Source organism: Roseofilum sp. SBFL, from assembly GCF_017746885.1.
GTDB lineage: Bacteria > Cyanobacteriota > Cyanobacteriia > Cyanobacteriales > Desertifilaceae > Roseofilum.
Genome location: NZ_JAGHZH010000080.1, coordinates 14179 through 33312 on the forward strand (window position 1 = coordinate 14179; position 19134 = coordinate 33312).

General features: G+C 46.4%; 17 protein-coding genes and 1 pseudogene. 12 read left to right on the top strand and 6 right to left on the bottom strand.

The window, feature by feature from the left end:
- Positions 1 to 170 precede the first annotated feature (170 nt).
- The gene (locus J7545_RS08915; RefSeq protein WP_318701881.1) at positions 171 to 950 is read right to left on the bottom strand and encodes a hypothetical protein; all 780 of its coding nucleotides are present in this window, start codon (positions 948 to 950) and stop codon (positions 171 to 173) included.
- A gap of 514 nt (positions 951 to 1464) precedes the next feature.
- Between J7545_RS08915 and J7545_RS08920 the strand changes: the two genes are divergently transcribed.
- Positions 1465 to 3087, top strand: coding sequence for an NAD(P)H-quinone oxidoreductase subunit 4 (locus tag J7545_RS08920; protein ID WP_318701882.1), 1623 nt, complete (start codon positions 1465 to 1467; stop codon positions 3085 to 3087).
- Here the strand turns inward: J7545_RS08920 and J7545_RS08925 are convergent.
- Entirely contained in the window at positions 3084 to 3773 is a 690-nt protein-coding gene (locus J7545_RS08925; protein WP_318701883.1) for a response regulator, read from the bottom strand. The two genes, J7545_RS08920 and J7545_RS08925, sit on opposite strands and share 4 nt — an antisense overlap.
- A gap of 531 nt (positions 3774 to 4304) precedes the next feature.
- On the opposite strand from J7545_RS08925, the gene J7545_RS08930 reads away from it, so the two are divergent.
- The 4 genes from J7545_RS08930 (at position 4305) to J7545_RS08945 (ending at position 7959) form a co-directional block, all read left to right on the top strand.
- Positions 4305 to 5135, top strand: coding sequence for a dienelactone hydrolase family protein (locus J7545_RS08930; RefSeq protein ID WP_318701217.1), 831 nt, complete (start codon positions 4305 to 4307; stop codon positions 5133 to 5135).
- Positions 5132 to 5965: a 5'/3'-nucleotidase SurE gene (surE, locus tag J7545_RS08935; protein ID WP_318701218.1), complete on the top strand. Its 834-nt coding sequence runs from the start codon at positions 5132 to 5134 to the stop codon at positions 5963 to 5965. Before J7545_RS08930 ends, surE begins: the two co-directional genes overlap by 4 nt.
- Before the next feature lie 117 nt (positions 5966 to 6082).
- Positions 6083 to 6970: an MBL fold metallo-hydrolase gene (locus tag J7545_RS08940; protein WP_318701219.1), complete on the top strand. Its 888-nt coding sequence runs from the start codon at positions 6083 to 6085 to the stop codon at positions 6968 to 6970.
- A gap of 59 nt (positions 6971 to 7029) precedes the next feature.
- The gene (locus tag J7545_RS08945) at positions 7030 to 7959 is read left to right on the top strand and encodes a bifunctional riboflavin kinase/FAD synthetase (RefSeq protein WP_318701220.1); all 930 of its coding nucleotides are present in this window, start codon (positions 7030 to 7032) and stop codon (positions 7957 to 7959) included.
- Between the two features lie 12 nt (positions 7960 to 7971).
- Here J7545_RS08945 and J7545_RS08950 read toward each other — a convergent pair whose 3' ends face one another.
- Positions 7972 to 9396, bottom strand: coding sequence for a B12-binding domain-containing radical SAM protein (locus J7545_RS08950; RefSeq protein WP_318719471.1), 1425 nt, complete (start codon positions 9394 to 9396; stop codon positions 7972 to 7974).
- 248 nt (positions 9397 to 9644) lie between these two features.
- Between J7545_RS08950 and J7545_RS08955 the strand changes: the two genes are divergently transcribed.
- The 4 genes from J7545_RS08955 to J7545_RS08970 all read left to right on the top strand — a co-directional run bounded on the left by J7545_RS08955 (position 9645) and on the right by J7545_RS08970 (position 13106).
- Positions 9645 to 10460, top strand: a complete 816-nt coding sequence (locus J7545_RS08955; protein WP_318719472.1) for a 3D domain-containing protein — start codon at positions 9645 to 9647, stop codon at positions 10458 to 10460.
- 117 nt (positions 10461 to 10577) lie between these two features.
- On the top strand, positions 10578 to 11966 hold the full coding sequence (gene asnS / locus J7545_RS08960; RefSeq protein WP_318701223.1) for an asparagine--tRNA ligase: 1389 nt from the start codon (positions 10578 to 10580) through the stop codon (positions 11964 to 11966).
- Positions 11967 to 12035: 69 nt separating this feature from the next.
- Positions 12036 to 12713 (top strand): phosphoribosyltransferase, encoded by a 678-nt coding sequence (locus tag J7545_RS08965; RefSeq protein WP_318701224.1) that lies wholly within the window; start codon positions 12036 to 12038, stop codon positions 12711 to 12713.
- A gap of 39 nt (positions 12714 to 12752) precedes the next feature.
- Positions 12753 to 13106, top strand: coding sequence for a zinc ribbon domain-containing protein (locus tag J7545_RS08970; RefSeq protein ID WP_318701225.1), 354 nt, complete (start codon positions 12753 to 12755; stop codon positions 13104 to 13106).
- Positions 13107 to 13162: 56 nt separating this feature from the next.
- Here J7545_RS08970 and J7545_RS08975 read toward each other — a convergent pair whose 3' ends face one another.
- A complete protein-coding gene (locus J7545_RS08975) occupies positions 13163 to 13762 on the bottom strand; it encodes a superoxide dismutase (RefSeq protein ID WP_318701226.1) in 600 nt (199 codons plus the stop codon).
- Positions 13763 to 14079: 317 nt separating this feature from the next.
- Between J7545_RS08975 and J7545_RS08980 the strand changes: the two genes are divergently transcribed.
- Positions 14080 to 14556 carry a single-stranded DNA-binding protein gene (locus tag J7545_RS08980; protein WP_318701227.1) on the top strand — a complete coding sequence of 159 codons (477 nt, stop codon included), beginning with the start codon at positions 14080 to 14082 and terminating at the stop codon, positions 14554 to 14556.
- Between the two features lie 71 nt (positions 14557 to 14627).
- On the opposite strand, the gene lipB is transcribed toward J7545_RS08980, so the two are convergent.
- Entirely contained in the window at positions 14628 to 15290 is a 663-nt protein-coding gene (gene lipB, locus J7545_RS08985; RefSeq protein ID WP_318701229.1) for a lipoyl(octanoyl) transferase LipB, read from the bottom strand.
- Between the two features lie 265 nt (positions 15291 to 15555).
- Between lipB and hpf the strand changes: the two genes are divergently transcribed.
- Entirely contained in the window at positions 15556 to 16203 is a 648-nt protein-coding gene (gene hpf, locus J7545_RS08990; RefSeq protein WP_318701230.1) for a ribosome hibernation-promoting factor, HPF/YfiA family, read from the top strand.
- Positions 16204 to 16279: 76 nt separating this feature from the next.
- Here hpf and J7545_RS08995 read toward each other — a convergent pair whose 3' ends face one another.
- On the bottom strand, positions 16280 to 18445 hold the full coding sequence (locus J7545_RS08995; protein WP_318701231.1) for a hypothetical protein: 2166 nt from the start codon (positions 18443 to 18445) through the stop codon (positions 16280 to 16282).
- 558 nt (positions 18446 to 19003) lie between these two features.
- Between J7545_RS08995 and J7545_RS23985 the strand changes: the two are divergent.
- Positions 19004 to 19134: pseudogene (locus J7545_RS23985) on the top strand (VapE domain-containing protein); the annotation flags it as partial.

The following is a 19134-nucleotide window of genomic DNA, read 5'->3' on the forward strand; positions in this document are numbered from 1 at the left end:
TACCGGCTGGTAATTGGCATAGTAGTTGCTACGGTTGAGATGAAATTCTTTATCGACATAAAAATAGGGTTAAGTTACTGTGGAGCTTTATTGTGACTGAACTTAACCCCAATTCATCTCTGCATCACGAGACTGAATTAACTCCATTTAGCTTAAATGTTTAACGGGGACTAAGCGAGTCGGAATTGGGGATAAAGCTTGAGTTCATCGGAATTAAAGGTTCTAGCCCAGTCGATCAGCTCTTCGGTAATCTGATGGAAACTCTCAGGTTTGAGCAACAAAGCAATATATTGATCTTTTTGTTTCACCACAATTGCCCGATATTTTTCAGAACAGGTGCTGGCGTAGTGAAATCCATCAAGTTGCAAAGAGGACATTAATAGCGATCGCAGTCCCAAAGCCTGAAACACCGTTTGTACCCAACTGACGTTATCCACTTCATCCGTCACCAAATATTCACGGGGTAAACCACTTAAATCAAACACTGCTGCACCGACTACTGACGCTAAGTATAGGTCTTGTTTAGACAAATCATGGGACTCAGAGGGGGTAGGCTGAGAATCAGGAGTCATTGGAGACTGGCTTACTTGACATGAATGAGTAGAAAAACACGCTTTGGAAACATTGGGGTATTCATATACCCAATTGCAACCAGAAAGCTCCGCTTCTGTTTTCCCCAATACTATAATCCTTAGTTGTGGATAAATGTCTTGCAATCGCCAACAAAAGCGCTGAGTTTGATGGGGCAGGAAAAGAATATCTAAAATCAGCAGATCGGGCGCTTGCTGCCGCACACTGTGTAATAACTCTTGGGTATTACGGCAAATCTGGGTATGCCCTTCTTGGCGATCGATGAATTCACTGACACAAGTTTTTGCAAACCGAGTTGAAGCCAAGATAATATTCAGGGTTTGCTGTTCAAAAGTTGGAGCGATGAGAGATAGTTGCATATTTTCTCCTATTCAGTTGATTTAAACGAATTAAGCTGGTTTTATTAAATGGATTTTCCTTAAAAAAATAGACGGATTCCCACTAGGGATCGCTTTTTCGACTATGTTTAACCGTAATCCTTAATTAAATTATATAGCGCTTTGGGCTAAGGGAATGTAAAAGATAATAGGCAATAGCTCATAGGGAAAAACCGGATATAGCCTGTCATACGACTAACATGAACTCTCCCTTCACTGTAATCATTTAGGGCTATACAACATTCGTCCTGTTATGAAATCCAGTAGACCTCTTGCATAAGTGAGCAGAAAATGAATTGCAATCGAGTAACTGTAAATTGTTATCCCTATTGCGTATTATCTTGTGCCTAACTAGGTTAAGGTTCCAGGGGTGAGCCACAATCCATAGATTATTATCTATGGATATGTCCAATAAATATGCAGCAATTCATTGTTTACAAATATTAACTAAAGTACATACAATGAAAGAGCAGGTAATGAGTATTTATTCTCAATCATGTTTGGCAATTCATTTCCTTGGTTAAGTGCAATCATAATTTTTCCCCTTGTGGCGGCTCTAGCCATTCCCCTGATTGGCGATCGCCAGATCAAGCTAGTTCGTTGGTATGCCCTAGGCGTAGGTTTAGTAGACCTCCTAATGACGCTCTACGCGTTCGGCTCCCACTATAACTTTCAACAATCCACCATTCAACTGACCGAAACCTATCCCTGGATACCCCAGCTCGGTCTCAACTGGTCTTTAGCTGTAGATGGCTTGTCCATGCCCCTGATCGCTCTGAGTGCCTTAGTCACTACCGTGGCGATCGCCGCATCCTGGAACGTCAACCACCGCCCCAGACTGTTTTTCAGCCTGCTGCTGATCATGTACAGTGCCCAAATTGCGGTATTTGCAGCTCAAGATCTACTCCTATTCTTCCTCACCTGGGAGCTAGAACTCGTCCCCGTCTACCTTCTGATCTCCATCTGGGGTGGACAAAAGCGCCTCTACGCTGCCACTAAATTTATTCTCTATACTGCTTTAGCCTCCATATTCATCCTGGTTGCGGCCCTCGCAATGGCCTTCTACGGCGACACCGTAACCTTTGATATGACCGCTTTAGCGAACAAACACTATCCCAGAGCCTTAGAGTTGCTCGCCTACGCTGCCTTCATTATCGGTTTCGGCGTTAAACTGCCCATCTTCCCCCTACACACTTGGCTTCCCGATGCCCACTCCCAAGCCTCCGCTCCCGTCTCCATGATTCTGGCTGGAGTGCTGCTGAAAATGGGAGGTTACGGCATCATCCGTCTAAACTTGGAAGCTCTACCCCATGCCCACGCTTACTTTGCTCCCGTCCTGGTTATCCTCGGAATTGTTAACATTGTTTACGGTGCATTTAATGCCTTTGCTCAAGGCGACCTCAAGCGCCGCCTCGCTTGTTCTTCTATCTCTCACATGGGCTTTGTCCTCATCGGTATTGCCTCCTTCGACGAACTGGGCTTAAACGGAGCCATGCTGCAAATGCTCTCCCACGGGCTAATTGCAGCCGCTTTGTTCTTCCTGGCTGGAGTAACCTACGAGCGCACTCATACATTAGCTTTAGCGAAAATGAGTGGACTGGCTCAATCGATGCCTAAAATCTTTGCCCTGTTCACTGCTGCATCCATGGCTTCCTTAGCCCTTCCAGGAATGAGTGGATTTGTAGGAGAACTGAGTGTCTTCCTGGGGGTCACCACCAGTGATGTTTATTCCTCTGGCTTCAAAGTAGTCGTCATTAGTTTAGCCGCTGTGGGCTTAATTCTGACTCCGATTTATCTACTCTCCATGATGCGCGATATCTTCTACGGTGAAGAAACGGGGGTTGTCGTTGATGGCTGGATGGATGCTAAGCCTCGTGAAGTGGCGATCGCCTTCTGCCTCCTGCTCCCCATCATCGGTATCGGTCTCTATCCTAAAATCGCCACCCAAACCTACGACATTAAAACCACGGCGATCGCCGAAGAAACCCGCGAAGTTCTCACCGTGGTTGCTCAAGAGCGCTCGCGCTTGTACTCTGGAAACTTCTACATTCCTAATGTCCCTGCGGCTAAAGCGCCTCCTCTGTTAGGCATCATGGAAAACATCTCCGGTTCTGCCTAAGCGACATGACTCGAACAGTGGTACTTAGATTCCCAATCTCCACAACGGTCTGATTCAGGACCATAAGGGTGAATCGCACAAACCAATAAATTGCCACCGGGACTCCCGCCATAGTAGTAGCGACAAGCTTCACAATGGCGGGATTTTTCGACCTCTCCCAGCGCTACAGCCTTGAGTTTTCCAGCTAGATCGTGGTTCGGTTCCAGGGCTAAGGCCTTTTCAAAGGCTTGCACTGCCCATTCTTGATTCTCAAAATCCTGCAACCACATTAACCCCGCTTCAGTCCAATCATCGGCTGGGGTGGGATGAAAACAGGATTTGCCTTGCTTTAGGAGTTTTCCGATCAGAGATTCTACCAACTCCGGAGGTTGGAACGGTTTAGGGATATAGCCATCGGCAATAGTGAGTGCTCGCACTCGATCGAGTTCATCATTTTTGATGCTGCAAAAAATAACCGGAATATGGCGAGTTTTGGGGTCTCGTTTCAGAGCTAAACAGAGTTGATAGCCATTGAGATGGGGAGAGATAATATCGGCAACCACCACATCAGGCAAATGCTGGCGGATTTGGCTTAATGCATCAAGTCCATCTCCAGCTTCTAAAATCTCAAAACCAACCGATCGCAGTAATTGGGCGATCGCCGCTCTTTGGGCGCTGCTATCCTCAAAAACAAATACGGTACTCATAAAAAGGGTTTATCCGTTGATTCAAGGGTGTTCCAATGGGTTTAAGATACCCCACTTGGATGACAAATCCATCAACTCCAATCGAAAGTCCGCAGCTCTACGGTTGACAAGATACATAAAGCCTGATGCTGGTCATCAATAGTAACCTGAATTCGGGATAAACAGCGACTCTTTCCTAAGAGTGCGCTCCTATACGAGGGAGCGACTCATTGAACGTTACTGGCATCAGATCGAGTTAATCGAGTGTGCGCTCCGAGCAACCACTCCTTACGCGAGGGGTCTGGGGAACGCTCTCGTTCCCCAGTAGGGGGTTTGGGGGACTAGTCCCCCAAAGAGATCTCGCCCTCAAGCCCAACCCATCATCATTGTTCCTTCTCCCCTTATCCCGAACTCAGGTTAAGTAATACAAGTTATTGCCTATTGCCTAGCGCTAGGCAATAGCCTTTTTCAATGAGGGATGATAAGCGATCGCTTATCTTTTGGCATTTCCTGCCTAAAATAAAGCAGCCTCCCTTTAAAACAAATTCCCCTATGAACAAACTACGAAAACAACTCTACGCCCTCTTACTGGCCTTAGTGTGTACCAGTGCCTTGCTTTTAGGAGGTATTACTTTAGGACAAGCGCAAAGTCCGATGGCAACAGATATTCAAACAGAAGTCGTGGAATATCAACAAGGCGATGCTGTTCTAGAAGGGTATCTCGCCTATGACCGGTCTAATAATAATCAACGACCGGGAGTGTTAATTATCCATGCTTGGAAAGGATTAGGAGAGTTTGAAAAACAGCAAGCCGAAAAACTGGCAGAAATGAGATATGTTGCTTTTGCTGCTGACATCTACGGGTTAGGGATTCGCCCAGAAACTACAGATGAAGCCAGGGAACAGGCAACCTATTATCGTTCCAATCGTGAATTATTGCGCGATCGCGCCCAAGCTGGTTTAGCTTATCTCAAACAACATCGTCTCACCAACTCCAAACAAACGGCCGCCATTGGCTACTGTTTCGGCGGTACAACCGTTCTCGAACTCGCTCGCAGTGGGGCAGAAGTATCCGGAGTTGTCAGCTTCCATGGTGGACTCGACACCCCGAACCCAGAAGATGCCCAACAAATTCAAGCCAAAGTTCTCGTCTTACATGGCGCAGACGATCCTGCCGTTCCCCCCGAAGAAGTGGCTGCATTCCAAGAAGAAATGCGTCAAGCTGGAGTAGACTGGCAACTAATTGCCTACGGCGGTACAGTTCACAGCTTTACTAACCCTAAAGCGGGCAATGATCCCTCTAAAGGATCGGCCTATAATCCAGATAGTGCCCGCCGTTCGTTTGTCGCGATGAAACTCTTTTTTGACGAACTGTTTGAATGAAACTCCTAGTCAGTAATGATGATGGCATCTTTGCCCAAGGGATTCGCACCTTAGCTAATACGTTAGCCAAAGCGGGCCACAAGGTGAATGTGGTTTGTCCAGACCGGGAACGCTCTGCTACCGGCCATGGTCTCACCTTACATAAACCCATCCGTGCAGAAGAAATTGATTCTGTCTTCGATCCGAGGGTAAAAGCCTGGGCCTGTTCCGGCACACCCTCGGATTGTGTTAAATTGGCTCTGGCAGCCTTACTGCCGGAAAAACCCGATTATGTCCTATCTGGAATTAATCATGGAGCGAACTTGGGGACTGATATTCTCTATTCAGGAACCGTTTCCGCTGCGATGGAAGGATTAATCGAAAAAATCCCGGCGATCGCCTTCAGTTTGACCAGTTATACCATGAAAGACTTCAGCGTAGCCGCCAACTTTGCCGAATCCTTAGTCACTGCTCTAAAACAGAACGAACCCTTTGCTCCTCTGTTGCTCAATGTCAACATTCCTCCGATCAAAGCTGAGGCGATCGCCGGAGTCGCCATTACCTGTCAAGGGACTCGTCGCTATGAAGAAATGTTTGAAAAACGCATCGATCCCAGAGGAAAAACCTACTATTGGCTGGCTGGAGAACTAACTGAAGATGTCCTAGATCCCCCTTCTCAAAGCTCTTCAGCCTCTCCCCTGCTCACAGATGTGCAAGCGATTCGCAAAAACTATATTACAATTACTCCCTTACACTATAACTTGACTTGCTCTTCCGGCTTAGAAAATCTGAACCATCAAAGGTTGCATCTACCCTACCCTGTCTTCGGTACAGCCAACGATCTTGATTGAACCCTTTCCGATCGATTCAGATTTGGCCAGAGCCGAAACATCACATCTCGGGTTACCCTAGTGAAAAACATGCAGGTGGTACATTAGCTCAAAGGTTGTGGAATCCGGTAAACTCTTATGTCTCTGACACAACAACAATTCACTGTTCATTTTTGGGGCGTTCGTGGTTCAATTCCCTGCCCCGGCCCTGAAACGGTTCGCTATGGCGGCAATACGTCTTGTATTGAAATGCGCGTTGGCGGTTATCGTCTGATCTTTGATGGGGGCACAGGATTACGGGTATTAGGCCAATATCTCTTAAGGCACATGCCCATTGATGCTCATTTATTCTTTACTCACTCCCATTGGGATCATATTCAAGGCTTTCCCTTTTTTACCCCAGCATTTATTCCTGGTAATAAATTTAATATATATGGTTGCATTGCTCCCAATGGAGAAACCATCGAGAACCGCTTAAATAACCAAATGCTACACCCTAATTTTCCCGTCCCCCTGAAAGTGATGGGATCGACCTTGGTATTTAACGACATACAGGTAAACAAACCGATTAAGTTCGATGATGTGATTATTGAAAATGCACCCCTGAATCATCCAGGGGAAGCAGTGGGGTATCGCGTCAGTTGGGAAGGGCATACAGCGGCCTATGTGAGTGATACAGAGCATTACCCGGATCGCATGGATGAGAATGTTTTGTTCTTAGCCCAAGATGCCGATGTGATGATTTATGATGCCACCTATACCGATGCTGAATATAATCATCCCAAAACCAGTAAAGTGGGTTGGGGCCATTCCACTTGGCAAGAAGCGGTCAAGGTAGCTAAAGCTGCCAATGTGAAGAAATTAGTCATCTTTCATCACGACCCCCTTCATAATGATGAATTTCTGGATAAGGTTGGTGAAGATGTGGCCCAAGCCTTCCCCGATAGCTTGATGGCTAGGGAAGGATTATCCTTAACTTTGGTTGCGCCTCCCTCCGATCCCCCAGAAACTGAGAACTCTGATTAGTTTTCATCAGATTTCCCTGTTACGATGAGAGGGATGTTTCATATTGCGAAATGTAAAGCGTGTGGTCTATTGCTTCCCCGACAACGGCTCTAAAGCCAACGGCGATCGCCCTGGGCAACTTTGACGGAGTTCACCGGGGACATCAACAAGTGATTCAACCTATTGCCGGTTCTGGGCACTTTGGCCGTGACCTCTATTCCAGCGTGATCACCTTTTTCCCCCATCCCCAAGAAGTTTTAACAGGAGAAAAAAAGTTACTGCTCACCCCCCCAGAGGAAAAAGCGGCCTATCTGCATCAGATGGGGGTGGATCAATTGGTGATTGTTCCCTTTAACCAACAGCTTGCTCATCTTAGTCCTCAAGAATTTGTTAGCCAAATTCTGGTCGAATCTCTGCAAGCCAAGATCATTAGTGTTGGGGAAGACTTTCGATTTGGCTATCAGCGTCGCGGAAGTGTGGAGGACTTAACGGCGATCGCCGCTCAATGGGGTATTAAAGTGATTATTACACCTCTGCAAAACTGCCAAGAAGGACGTATCAGCAGTTCCCAAATCCGATTAGCCTTAACTGATGGTGACCTCTTGCAAGTCAAACGGCTTCTTGGGAGGCCCTACCAACTTCAGGGTACAGTGATCGAAGGACAACAACTCGGCCGTACCCTCGGATTTCCCACCGCCAACCTCAAAGTTTCTCCCCAAAAATTCCTACCTCGTTTCGGAGTCTACAGCGTCCGCGTTGATAACCCCCTCTGGACAGAGACTCAACCAGTGATGGGAGTGATGAACCTCGGCAACAGACCCACCGTGGATGGGGTGCAACAAACCCTCGAAGTTCACCTCTTGAATTGGTCCGGAGACTTATACGATCAAACCCTGCATGTTGAACTTGAATCCTTCCTCCGTCCAGAACAAAAATTTGCCTCCCTTGATGCTCTCAAAGCTCAAATTGCAGCCGACTGTGAAACTGCACTATCGGGAGTGGGGAGTTGACAGTAGACTGTATCAAGTTCTTAACTGTGCCGATTTCTCGAATTCTTGAGTATGGAGACTCTTCCAGGGAGTAGAAAAGCGATCGAAACCTTGTAAAACCGATTCTAAAATCGGCATCATTTTTGCCAATTGGTGACCTCGAATCACCCAATCCCAGAACGGTTCTAGTTTTTTCCAACTGCCTGCATACACTAAATGGCGTAGGCGATGATTTAGACTGGTTTTCGTCGCTGCTCCTTGCCAAATTGCACTCCACCGATAAAAGTCCTTATAGGCTTGCCAATAACCCGCTTCCAAAGTTTCTGGACTCATTTTTGCCGGTTGGAAGACCACATGACGAGTATCATACCTATCCCAATTTTGGGTCAAAATTCCTCCTTCTTTCAGCATTCGTTCATAGAGCGGTGTACCAGGATAAGGAGTAAGAATATGAAAAGTTGCCGTTTCAATCCCCTGGGAAATGGCCCACTCTACCGTCGTCTCAAAAACACTCTCATCATCCTCATCCATCCCAAAGACAAAACTGCCATTAATCATCACTCCTAAATCCTGTAATCGCCGAATGGCAGCCGTATAATCCCGATTTAAGTTATGATATTTATGCTGTTGGCGTAAATTATTAGAATTTAAGGTTTCAAACCCGATAAATAAACTTCTCAAACCACTTTCAACCGCCAATTCCAACAGATTAGGCTGTAAGACAGCCTGAATCGTTCCTGCCGCTTGCCAAATGCGATTCATGCCCAGCATACCGGTAAATAAATCTCTGGCAAATTTGGCATTACCAAACAAATGATCGTCCAGAAAAAATAAATAACGTCCAGGTAACCGTTCAATCTCTGCTAATGCCCGATCGACCGATTGAGTATAGAACGATTTCCCTCCTTGAAAAAACGCATCTTTATAACAGAAATCACAATGATGAGGACAACCTCTAGAAACCACAATAGAATTAGGGACTAGATATAAATGGCGCTTAATTAAATCTCGACGAAGAGGAGGAGTGCTGAGTAAATCTCGTTCTTGAGAAACATATCTCTTTTGGGGATGACCGGCCCTAAAATCGGCTAAAAAACGCGGCCAAGTATCCTCTCCTGGCCCCAAAAATATTGTATCGGCATACTCTTGTGCTTCTTCAGGTAAGGCAGTGACGTGCAATCCCCCTAAAACAATATACGACCCTTTTTGACGATAGCGATCCGCTAATTCGTAAGCCCGATAAGCCGAAGTGATATACACTTGAATGACTACCAAATCTGGCCGATCGTCTAAATTTAAGGCTTCCACATGCTCATCCTGTAAATCAATCTCATCTTCTGGACTAAAAAATGAGGCAATTGTAGCCAAACCTAAAGGGGGAAATAGGGAATATTTAATCGGCCGCCAATGGGGACTAAGGGCTTCGGTTAAAGCTGGTAAAATCATTTTAACTTTCATGGATCTAAGCCTGGGAAATCAATCGGTAATGAAGGGACTGAAGAGTCTGAAGTCTTTTTGAGTATGAACTCAAAAACTTGGGTTGTGTAGAGATTGTGATTTATTGATATTTTTGGATTTACTTTGTAGGAAAAATTAAGATATTTTAATGAAGGATTTTCTTTCCTGTGAGAACCGCTGGCGATCGCCCGGAATCCAACCTTGAGTTACCGTAGAATCTTCACATCAGCCGTCCTAGTCCATCCCTCATGAATATGATTCGTAAACTGACCCCTCTGACTTTAGCTGTAACCTTAGCTTGTACCTCTAACTTGATGCGTCCAGCCTGGAGTAGCCCCCAGTTTACCGATTCATCGGAGCGATATGCAGCTCAATCTTCTTTCTCTAGCTCAGATTGGGTGACTCTCAACCCTTCCGTCCACCCGACTACCGGGCGCGCTGTGTCTTTGTGGTCTACCTATTACCATATTTATCAAGCACAAGAAATCACGAATGGTTATCCTCTGCTCGATCCATCAGGTCGCCCTCTAGCCTATCTTTCCCATCGAGATTGGTGCTATGCTGCCCTGCAAGGTACAGTTCAAGTCCAAGACCGATGGGGAAGATTAACCACTTATAATTTTGCTGGTCGAGGGCAGACGGTACAAATGGATTGTTCAGCCTACTTTAAGAGTCTTTCCCCTGCAACGCTACAAAAGACAGGGCGAGTCCGTTTTGGTTTGGCTCGTGGTTCCCATGGAGATGGGGCTGGTGGATATCGTTTAGTCCCTTATCGGACTATAGCAGTCGATCGCCAACGGATTCCGTTAGGGTCTGTCATTTATATTCCTGCGGCCCGAGGACAGCAGATCCAACTTCCCAATGGAGAGATAATTATCCATGATGGCTATTTCTTTGCCGCAGATGTAGGCAGTGCCATTAAGGGTAATCATATTGATGTCTTTGTCGGATCGCATAAACGTAGCCCCTTCCCCTTTATTACCAGTAATCCTAGAGGTACTTTTGAAGCATTTGTCGTCCAAGATCGTCAGATTACCGAAGTGTTGACTCGTATGCATCGATAAAGTTAGAAGTATTTGGAAAAGGTAGTGAGCGGAACCCTGTAGTAATCACTATTGCAGAATTAGATGGAGATATAAACTGATAGATAAGATATTAAGGAGTGTAAGGTAAACGAGTTTATGGCCACAAAGCGCATTGCAGAAATTCTGCGTCAAGGTAACCCAGACGATCGCCTGATAATCCAAGGATGGGTACGCACGAAACGAGAACTGAAGGCGTTTTCGTTTATGGAAGTGAATGATGGTTCCTGTTTAGCTTCTTTGCAAGTGGTTCTGGATCGGGAAATGCCTGATTACGATCGGGTGCTGAAGTCCTTGAGTACTGGCGCATCGGTGGAAGTGGAGGGGGTTTTAGTGGCTTCTCCTGCGAAGGGACAACGGGTAGAGTTGAAAGCGGAAACGGTGGTGGTGTATGGGGAAGCGGATGAGAGTTATCCTTTGCAGAAGAAGCGCCATTCGTTTGAGTTTTTAAGAACGATTGCTCATTGGCGATCGCGAACCAATACATTAGGGGCAGTTTTCCGCGTCCGTAATGCCTGTGCAGCAGCCGTTCATGAGTTTTTTCAACAACGGGGCTTTTTGTGGATGCATACGCCCATTATCACCGGGAATGATTGTGAAGGCGCGGGTGAATTGTTGGCAGTGACGAGCTTGGATCTGAAAAATGTACCCCGTACTGAAGAGCAAGGGGTGGACTATTCCCAAGACTTTTTTGGCAAACCGGCCTATCTTACGGTGAGCGGACAATTGGAAGCGGAAGTGATGGCCATGGCCTTTGGGAATGTGTATACCTTTGGCCCCACGTTTCGGGCGGAGAACTCGAATACCTCGCGCCATTTGGCTGAGTTTTGGATGATTGAACCGGAAATGGCCTTTTGCGATCTAGAGGGCAATATGGATTTAGCCGAACAGTTTTTGCAGTTCGTGTTTAAGTCGGTGTTGGAGAAGTGCCCGGAGGATATGGAGTTTTTTAACCAACGGATTGATAACACGGTGTTGGCGACAGCAGATAATATTATTAACAATCAGTTTGAGCGGGTCACGTATACGGAAGCGATCGCCCTTTTGGAAAAAGCGCCGGATAAGTTTGAGTTTCCCGTAGAGTGGGGATTAGACCTGCAATCGGAACATGAGCGCTATCTCGCCGAGAAATTATTCAAAAAGCCAGTAATTGTCACCGATTATCCCATTGAAATTAAGGCTTTTTATATGCGCGTCGGCGATGATGGTAAAACGGTTCGGGCGATGGATGTCCTTGCGCCCAATATTGGCGAGATTATTGGCGGTTCGCAACGGGAAGAGCGCTTAGATATCCTGGAAAATCGGATGCGATCGCATGGCATTAATCCAGAAGAGTTATGGTGGTATTTAGATTTGCGGCGCTTTGGCACCGTTCCCCATGCTGGTTTTGGGTTAGGCTTTGAACGGTTGGTGCAGTTTATGACGGGAATGGGCAATATTCGGGATGTGATCCCCTTCCCCCGCGCTCCTCTGAGTTTGGACTTTTAAGTCATGACTTGCCAAACGAGTTGGATTGTTTATGATTGTGGCTAATTGCACTTCGGCAACTTCTATGCTATGAGCAACATCATCCTACCATTCCGCGATCGCCAAGATGCAGGCGAACAGTTGGCGATCGCGATTAAACCCGAAATTGAGCAGTGGCAAGCTAACTTGACTCACTCAGGAATAGTAATTGTTTATGCTCTTCCCAGAGGGGGATTACCCATAGCTAAACCCATTGCTCAGGCTCTCTATTGTCCCTTAAGTGTAATTGTAGCTAAAAAAATCACCAGTGCCAACAACCAAGAATTAGCTGTAGGTGCGGTCACAGCCTGCGGTCAAGTGGTATGGTCTGCCCTATCTGAAGAAGAAAGCCAAAGCAGAACGTGGCAAAGTCGGCAAGCCGTTGCCCAGCAAAGGGCCCAAGAACAGTTAGCTACCTTATCTCCCCACTGTCCTACGGTTCATCCTCAAGGGGCGATCGCCATTTTAGTCGATGATGGTATGGCCACGGGGATGACCATGGCTGTAGCGATTTTAGCAACCCGTGCCCGCTGTCCTGCTCAAATTTGGGTAGCAACTCCCGTTGCTCCCGTAGGGTTAGAGCAGCAGTTAGGAAGCTGGTGCGATCGGATGATGATTTTAGCGACCCCCGATCCCTTTTTAAGTGTCAGTCGGTTTTATACTCAATTTGAACAAATCGAAATGTCAGAGGCGATCGCCTGTTTAATGACTCAATCTGAATGGTTATAGTGCTATGTGCTGGTAATGGGTATATAGGTAATAGGAATTATGGTTAAATGTCCTCGATGTGAACAGGCGATCGCTTCTGATGCAGTCAGTTGTCCCCACTGTCAGTTTATCCTTAAAGCCCATGGTCATCCGGGTATTCCTCTCCACCGTTCCCAAGGAGAGAGCTATCTTTGCGACAGTTGCATCTATCATACTGATGATACCTGTGATTTTCCTCAACGGCCAACTGCCAAGGACTGCACCTTATACCATAATCAAGAACAACCCCTTGTTCCTGAATCGAGGGGACAGTATAGAGGAGGGAGTTGGCGATGGCGATCGTGGTTTCAAAAAAACTTTATTTGGATTATCCTCTTAGCTTTATTGATTGTCAGCTTATGGCTATCTATTTAATCCCAAATAGTAGGGGCAAACAGCCGTTTACCCCTAAAACTGGTATTCGTCAAAAACTAAGCTTTAGCTAAATTTTCAGCTACAAAATCCCAATTAACCAGACTTTCTAAGAAAGTAGTCATATAGTTGGGACGACTATTTTGATAGTCCAGATAATAAGCATGTTCCCAAACGTCCATGGTTAACAGAGGAATTTGCCCTTGAGTCATGGGATTTTCAGCATTTGGGGTTTTGGTTACTTTCAAAGTACCATTGTCAAGTACCAACCAAGCCCAACCGCTACCAAATTGCGTTCCACCGGCAGTTTTAAACTCTTCCTTAAACTTATCAAAACTACCAAAATCTGCATTAATCTTATCAGCTAAAGCACCGGTCGGCGCACCACCACCACCAGGTTTCATGCAATTCCAGTAGAAGCTATGATTCCAAGCTTGAGCTGCATTATTGAAAATACCAGCTTTCGATGAATCGCCAGCCGTTGCTTTGATCGTCTCTTCAATCGATTTGCTTTCATACTCTGTGCCGGCTGTCATGTCATTATATTTTTTGACATAAGCCGCATGGTGCTTTCCATAATGGAATTCCAGCGTATTGGCTGAGATATGGGGCGCTAGAGCATCCTTGGCATAAGGTAGTGCAGGTTGTTCGTATCCCATGGTGTCTTTCTTCTCCAAGTTAGGTATTCTCAATCATTGAGTTTGGGTTTCCGTTTAGAGAAATATGGGTTTGAGTCTCTAAAGCATTGGCAATAAGTAGTGATATCTACTCATTGCAGATTGAAACCCGTGCAGACATAAATCTTTACATCCTTCTCAAAGGGTAACCCAAAACGGTAATCGAGTATAGGGGGGTAGCTAGATGGAAAAATGGGAGAGTCAGGCAGATAGTTCGACATTGAGTGTGATGATCGTGGGTTCTCAAGAACGGAATATTCGCTAAAATTGTGCTGATGATGAATTTTTCTTCAAGTTAAATGAATAGTTGCATTTTAATGGCCCAGATTGTCCAAGATCCTCAACTGCGCTATACGCCAGATGAGACAGCAGTAACAGAGATGTTAGTCCAGTTCGCGGCAACGAAGGCAGAAGATCCCCCCCATACGTTGAAGGTGGTGGGATGGGGAAACTTAGCGACGGAAATTGCTCAAGGATATCATCAAGGGGATCGGGTGATTCTTCAGGGTAGCCTGAGAATGAATACGTTCGATCGCCCAGAAGGATTTAAGGAAAAACGGGCAGAGTTGATCGTTTCCCGCATCCATAATGTCCATGGGGAACCCGTAGCAACTCAGCCTTTGGCAACTGTGGGGGCAACTGCCAGCGTCCAGGATAACGTGATTCCTATGTCTACTCCGGCTCTAGCACCTCCTCGTCCTCAACCCACCCCAGCTCCGGTTGCGCCACCCCCTGCGAATATTCAACCCTTGGAAGAAGATGAAATTCCATTTTAGGGAATAGGGAATAGGCAAAAGGCAAGAAGTAATTTCTCCGCGTCTCCCCATCCCCCTATCCCTCCATCCCCCTATCTCATCACCAGGGATACCTCAAAGACTTGAGCAAAGATCTCTGGGAGGGTTTGGCGGATGTCAGAGAGGGAAATGTGGGGAGCGAATTGCGCTAGAGTACCGACGGGGCGATCGCCAATTCCACAAGGAACGATCGCCTCAAATCCTTCGAGATCGGGATTGACGTTGAGGGAAAAGCCATGCATGGTAATCCAACGACTGACTTTAATGCCGATCGCCCCCACTTTATACCCATTGAGCCAAACCCCAGTTAAACCCGGAATGCGATCGGCTCTTAAGCCATAAACCTGAAGCGTCTCAATTAAAACGGTTTCTAATTGCCGCAAATACCAATGGAGATCCCGTTGATAGTAGGTTAAATTCAAAATTGGATAGCCCACCAATTGACCGGGACAGTGATAGGTGACTTCGCCTCCCCGTTCGACGCGATGGAGTTCTGCTGGGGGGCGATCCGGATCGAATTTGAGAAAGTCTAGGGTAGCTCCTCGTCCCAGAGTATAGACGGGGGGATGTTCGAGCAATAGTAAGACATCATCTAAGTTAGGATTCTCTCGCCGTTCGGCTACCCGTTCTTGCTGCCATTGCCATGCCTTTTCATAGGGCAGCAATCCCAGTTGCCAAACCTGACAGTAGCGAGCTGCGATCGCCTCTAATGCCATAATCTATTGCCTATTGCTAGAGTGCTGATCGCCTCTTCCTTCGCACTACTCATCTCAAAAATTGGGTTAATTTTAACATAAGTTTAGAAAAATATCCGGTTAAAACATCAAGAATTGTCAAGGGATGCAACAGATTTTTAATGGTTGTGTTCAGCAGAATACAAAATGCTAGTGTAAACGTATAACTCCAATAGGAAGTCTCTCTTAGCCTCACACTAAGAGTAAGGCTAGCCTAAGAAAATTCGTTTAATGGGAGGAAGCTTATATGAAGCTTGTTATCCAGGGAAAAAACATTGAAATAACAGATGCAATTCGTGAATATGTTCATCAAAAAGTCGAAAAGGCTGTCAGTCATTTTGAGAATCTGACAACAGAGATTGATGTCAATCTTTCAGTAGCTCGTAATCCCCGGATAAACCCCAAGCAGACGGCTGAAGTGACCATTTATGCCAATGGAACGGTCATTCGGTCGGAGGAGAGCAGTGAAGACCTCTACGCCAGCATTGATTTAGTGGCAGATAAGATTGCTCGACGGCTGCGTAAGTATAAGGAGAAGCGTCACAACAACAAACACAAAACTAAGGCAGAGATTGAACCCCCTGAAATTCTGGAAGAAACGGAAGGGATTAGTGATTTACTGGCTAATCGTACTCCGGAACTGCCCGCAGATGTAGTCAGAACCAAGTATTTTGCCATGCCTCCGATGAGTGTGGAAGAAGCCCTTGAACAGTTGCAACTCGTGGGCCATGATTTCTTTATGTTCAGAAATGCACAAACGGGAGAAATCAATGTGATTTATGAGCGCAACCATGGCGGATATGGAGTTCTCATGCCCCGCAATGGCAATGGTCATACTCATGGTCGCAATGGTTCTACCGCTCAAGCGAATGCGCCTGTAAGCTCCAATGCTTAACTGGGATTCATGATTTGGATTAAAACGGCCCGATGGCAGAAGAGACGACACGCCTCAAATGCCATCCCGGTTGCCGTTAACCGGTTTGTTGCCAGATTTTAACACTCATGTCTTGGGAGCCACTGATTAAAGTTTTCCCATCTGGACTGAAGGCAACAGCGGTTACCGGGCCTTGATGTCCCACTAGGGTATCGATTTGTTCACCGGTCTCTAGTTCCCAGAGCTTAATCGTCTGGTCATGACTGCCACTGACTAGCACTTGTCCATCTGGGTTGAGACCGACTGCATAGACAATACCTTGATGGCCAGAAAAGGTTCGCACTAACCCCCTCGTACTACAATTCCACAGTTTAATGGTGCGATCGCCACATCCACCGGCTAACATTTGGGCATCTGGTGTCAGGGCTACACTATAGAGAGCCATAGTCACTTCGAGAGTCATTTGGGGAGTATCGGCTCCCACTTGCCAAACTTGGATTAAACCGCGATGATCGTTGCGGCCGGCGATCGCCAAAACATCCCCATCTCTACTAAACCCTAACGAATCAATCTCATAATCGACATAATAATTGGTGCGGATCAACTCTCCGTGAGCAAAGTCCCAAAATCTCAGAGAACTCTTCTCTTCCAAGGGTTCTGAACCTGCACTGACCAGAGTTTGACCATCCGCACTAATGGCAACCACCGTTGTCCAATCTTCACATTCGAGTTGTTGCAGCAGTTTCCCCGTCGTTAAGTTCCAAATTTCAATTTCTCCGGTTGCTGCCGCTAGAGTTTTCCCATCTCGACTGAGGGCAACGGAACTTACGGATAAATCTTCGGTATCTAAGGATAATCGGGTGACTTCGTAAGTGCTTAAATCCACCCCATTCATTTCCTGATAGCCGCCACTGACTAAGCGACTGCCATCGGAACTGAGGGCTAAACAGGTGAGGGCGCTCGATTGGGTGAGGGTTTTCACGCATTGCCAACCTGTTTTGCTTTTAACGGACTCTGGGGGAGAAACGACTGGAGATGGAGCTTGAGGGGTTGCCGGTTGAACCGGTTCAGGGGTTTCCCACTCGTCGTCCTCTCCCCATTCATCATCGCGGCTCAGATCGGGTTCAAAGTCCATCTGAGATTGAAAGTCATCAAATCCTTGTTTAATCCGACTGACCCATTTTTCGGCACGTTCGGTAAAGCTTTTGACTTCACCAACTGGGGGTTCTGTCTCGGTTGTCGGGGGTTCGGGCGATCGCTCTAAACGGCTTTGTAACTGAAGCAGTAGTTGAGTTTGTTGCTTGAGTTGACTTTGCAATTGGGAAAGGGCAGCCTCGCTATCCGTTGCTGGGGCTGGAGTTTGGCTCGGTAAGCGCCCGATTTCTGCTGCAACTTGGTTGAGTTGGGTTTGCAGTTGACTTAATTGGGGAAGAATATCGCCAGGAGTTTGGGGAACAGGTAAGGATTGTAACTGTTCGTTGACGTGAACAATGGAGTTGAGTAACTCCGTTGATTGGCAACCGAGCCGTTCTAAGGTAGTTTCTAGGCTTTGCAGTTGGCTGGATGCAGTGTTTAATTGGCTCAGATCCAGGCGATCGATTTGTGTTTGTAAGGCTTCTTTCCAGGTACTGAGACTGTCCTGAAATTCACTAAAACTTTGATCCAGATGCTCTTGGAGTCTGCTATATTGCCCGCGCAGTTCGGCTAGATCGCTGTCTACGTCTTGCTTAAAGGTTTTGACTTCACTAGAGATTTCGGTTAACTGGGATTCTAAAGATTGTAGTCTCTCTTCAGTGGGGAGGCGATCGATCCGTTGTAGAATCTGGGCTAAGGATTCGAGAACATAATTAGATTGATTGCGAAGTTGGGCTAACTCTTCTTCCATACTCTTAAAATCTAGGGTTTCTAAAACCGATAAACGGTTCATTAAGTTAGTTTCAACTCTACTCAGCCCTTGTTCCCACTGTCGAGGGTTGATTTCACTCCCTAGGGAAAGCACCACTGCGCGTAAAGATTCAATCTCTTCAGAAAGGGTAGCTTGCAGTTGCGGCAGATCCGTTTGTCGATCCTGCTGATACTGTGCAGCCAGACGTTGACGGTTAATTAGATTGAGAAACAGAGACAAAGACATCGGGGTGGCGACAAAAACCACTTTTTCCAGAAGCATAGCAAACCCAGCTCCCACCACCGAGGCGACAATAGACACAGATTCAGCAATTTCCGTCCAATGGCGGTTTTCCACCGTTGGCTTGTTGTTCGACATAGCAAGATCCCCATTTCTGGATCTAGTGTAGTCTTTCTTGTGAAAGGTCTGAAGAGGTATCTTTGCGATCTTATACAATCCCGAATATTGAGTAAGAATAAGGAATCGCTGTTGGGTAACTATAATAGGGACTCTGATCGATGATGGGGTCGTAATTGCTCTCGAATCGAGTTACTGTATTGCATGGGGGTCTGATTGATTTTGTGGTAACTTCTATCAAACCCTCTCCTTGCATCCTTTTCAAGTTTTTTGTCCTGTACTGAGCTTTGGCAAGGTCGAACCCCATTTTCGCGCAGCGCCAGGGCCGCATATTTCAAAGTGGTGGATTTCCTACTGCCCGCCACTGCGTTACATCAGGCATTTCCCCGACCGTGTTTCACCCACTCTAATATTTTTGTCTGGTATGAGCTTAATTCCATTAGTTTGCATCATGAAGCGTCTTTTAAAATTATACTTCAACTGCAAGCGCTTCACACCTCATAGTTTTAATTGTCGTCTCCCTCGACAATATAATAGACATCTCCTAGAATTAGGCTGAAACCCTAATGGGCAAAACGATATCTCGGAACCAATAACCCCTTGCATCAAGTGCTTCTGATCAAATGGCTTATAGGCGCTGTAGCACGGGCTGTAGAACCCGGATGCAAGATGGACACAGCTCTAGTCCTTCATGGAAACCAAGGCATTGG

Bases quoted from the DNA above. Each gene is read 5' to 3' on its own strand.
- J7545_RS08995 (WP_318701231.1), bottom strand. From the start codon at position 18,445: ATGTCGAACAACAAGCCAACGGTGGAAAACCGCCATTGGACGGAAATT.
- asnS (WP_318701223.1), top strand. From the start codon at position 10,578: ATGGCCACAAAGCGCATTGCAGAAATTCTGCGTCAAGGTAACCCAGAC.
- J7545_RS08920 (WP_318701882.1), top strand. From the start codon at position 1,465: ATGTTTGGCAATTCATTTCCTTGGTTAAGTGCAATCATAATTTTTCCC.
- J7545_RS08965 (WP_318701224.1), top strand. From the start codon at position 12,036: ATGAGCAACATCATCCTACCATTCCGCGATCGCCAAGATGCAGGCGAA.
- J7545_RS08915 (WP_318701881.1), bottom strand. From the start codon at position 950: ATGCAACTATCTCTCATCGCTCCAACTTTTGAACAGCAAACCCTGAAT.
- J7545_RS08940 (WP_318701219.1), top strand. From the start codon at position 6,083: ATGTCTCTGACACAACAACAATTCACTGTTCATTTTTGGGGCGTTCGT.
- hpf (WP_318701230.1), top strand. From the start codon at position 15,556: ATGAAGCTTGTTATCCAGGGAAAAAACATTGAAATAACAGATGCAATT.
- J7545_RS08970 (WP_318701225.1), top strand. From the start codon at position 12,753: ATGGTTAAATGTCCTCGATGTGAACAGGCGATCGCTTCTGATGCAGTC.
- J7545_RS08955 (WP_318719472.1), top strand. From the start codon at position 9,645: ATGAATATGATTCGTAAACTGACCCCTCTGACTTTAGCTGTAACCTTA.
- J7545_RS08975 (WP_318701226.1), bottom strand. From the start codon at position 13,762: ATGGGATACGAACAACCTGCACTACCTTATGCCAAGGATGCTCTAGCG.
- surE (WP_318701218.1), top strand. From the start codon at position 5,132: ATGAAACTCCTAGTCAGTAATGATGATGGCATCTTTGCCCAAGGGATT.
- J7545_RS08930 (WP_318701217.1), top strand. From the start codon at position 4,305: ATGAACAAACTACGAAAACAACTCTACGCCCTCTTACTGGCCTTAGTG.
- J7545_RS08925 (WP_318701883.1), bottom strand. From the start codon at position 3,773: ATGAGTACCGTATTTGTTTTTGAGGATAGCAGCGCCCAAAGAGCGGCG.
- J7545_RS08950 (WP_318719471.1), bottom strand. From the start codon at position 9,396: ATGAAAGTTAAAATGATTTTACCAGCTTTAACCGAAGCCCTTAGTCCC.
- J7545_RS08980 (WP_318701227.1), top strand. From the start codon at position 14,080: ATGAATAGTTGCATTTTAATGGCCCAGATTGTCCAAGATCCTCAACTG.
- lipB (WP_318701229.1), bottom strand. From the start codon at position 15,290: ATGGCATTAGAGGCGATCGCAGCTCGCTACTGTCAGGTTTGGCAACTG.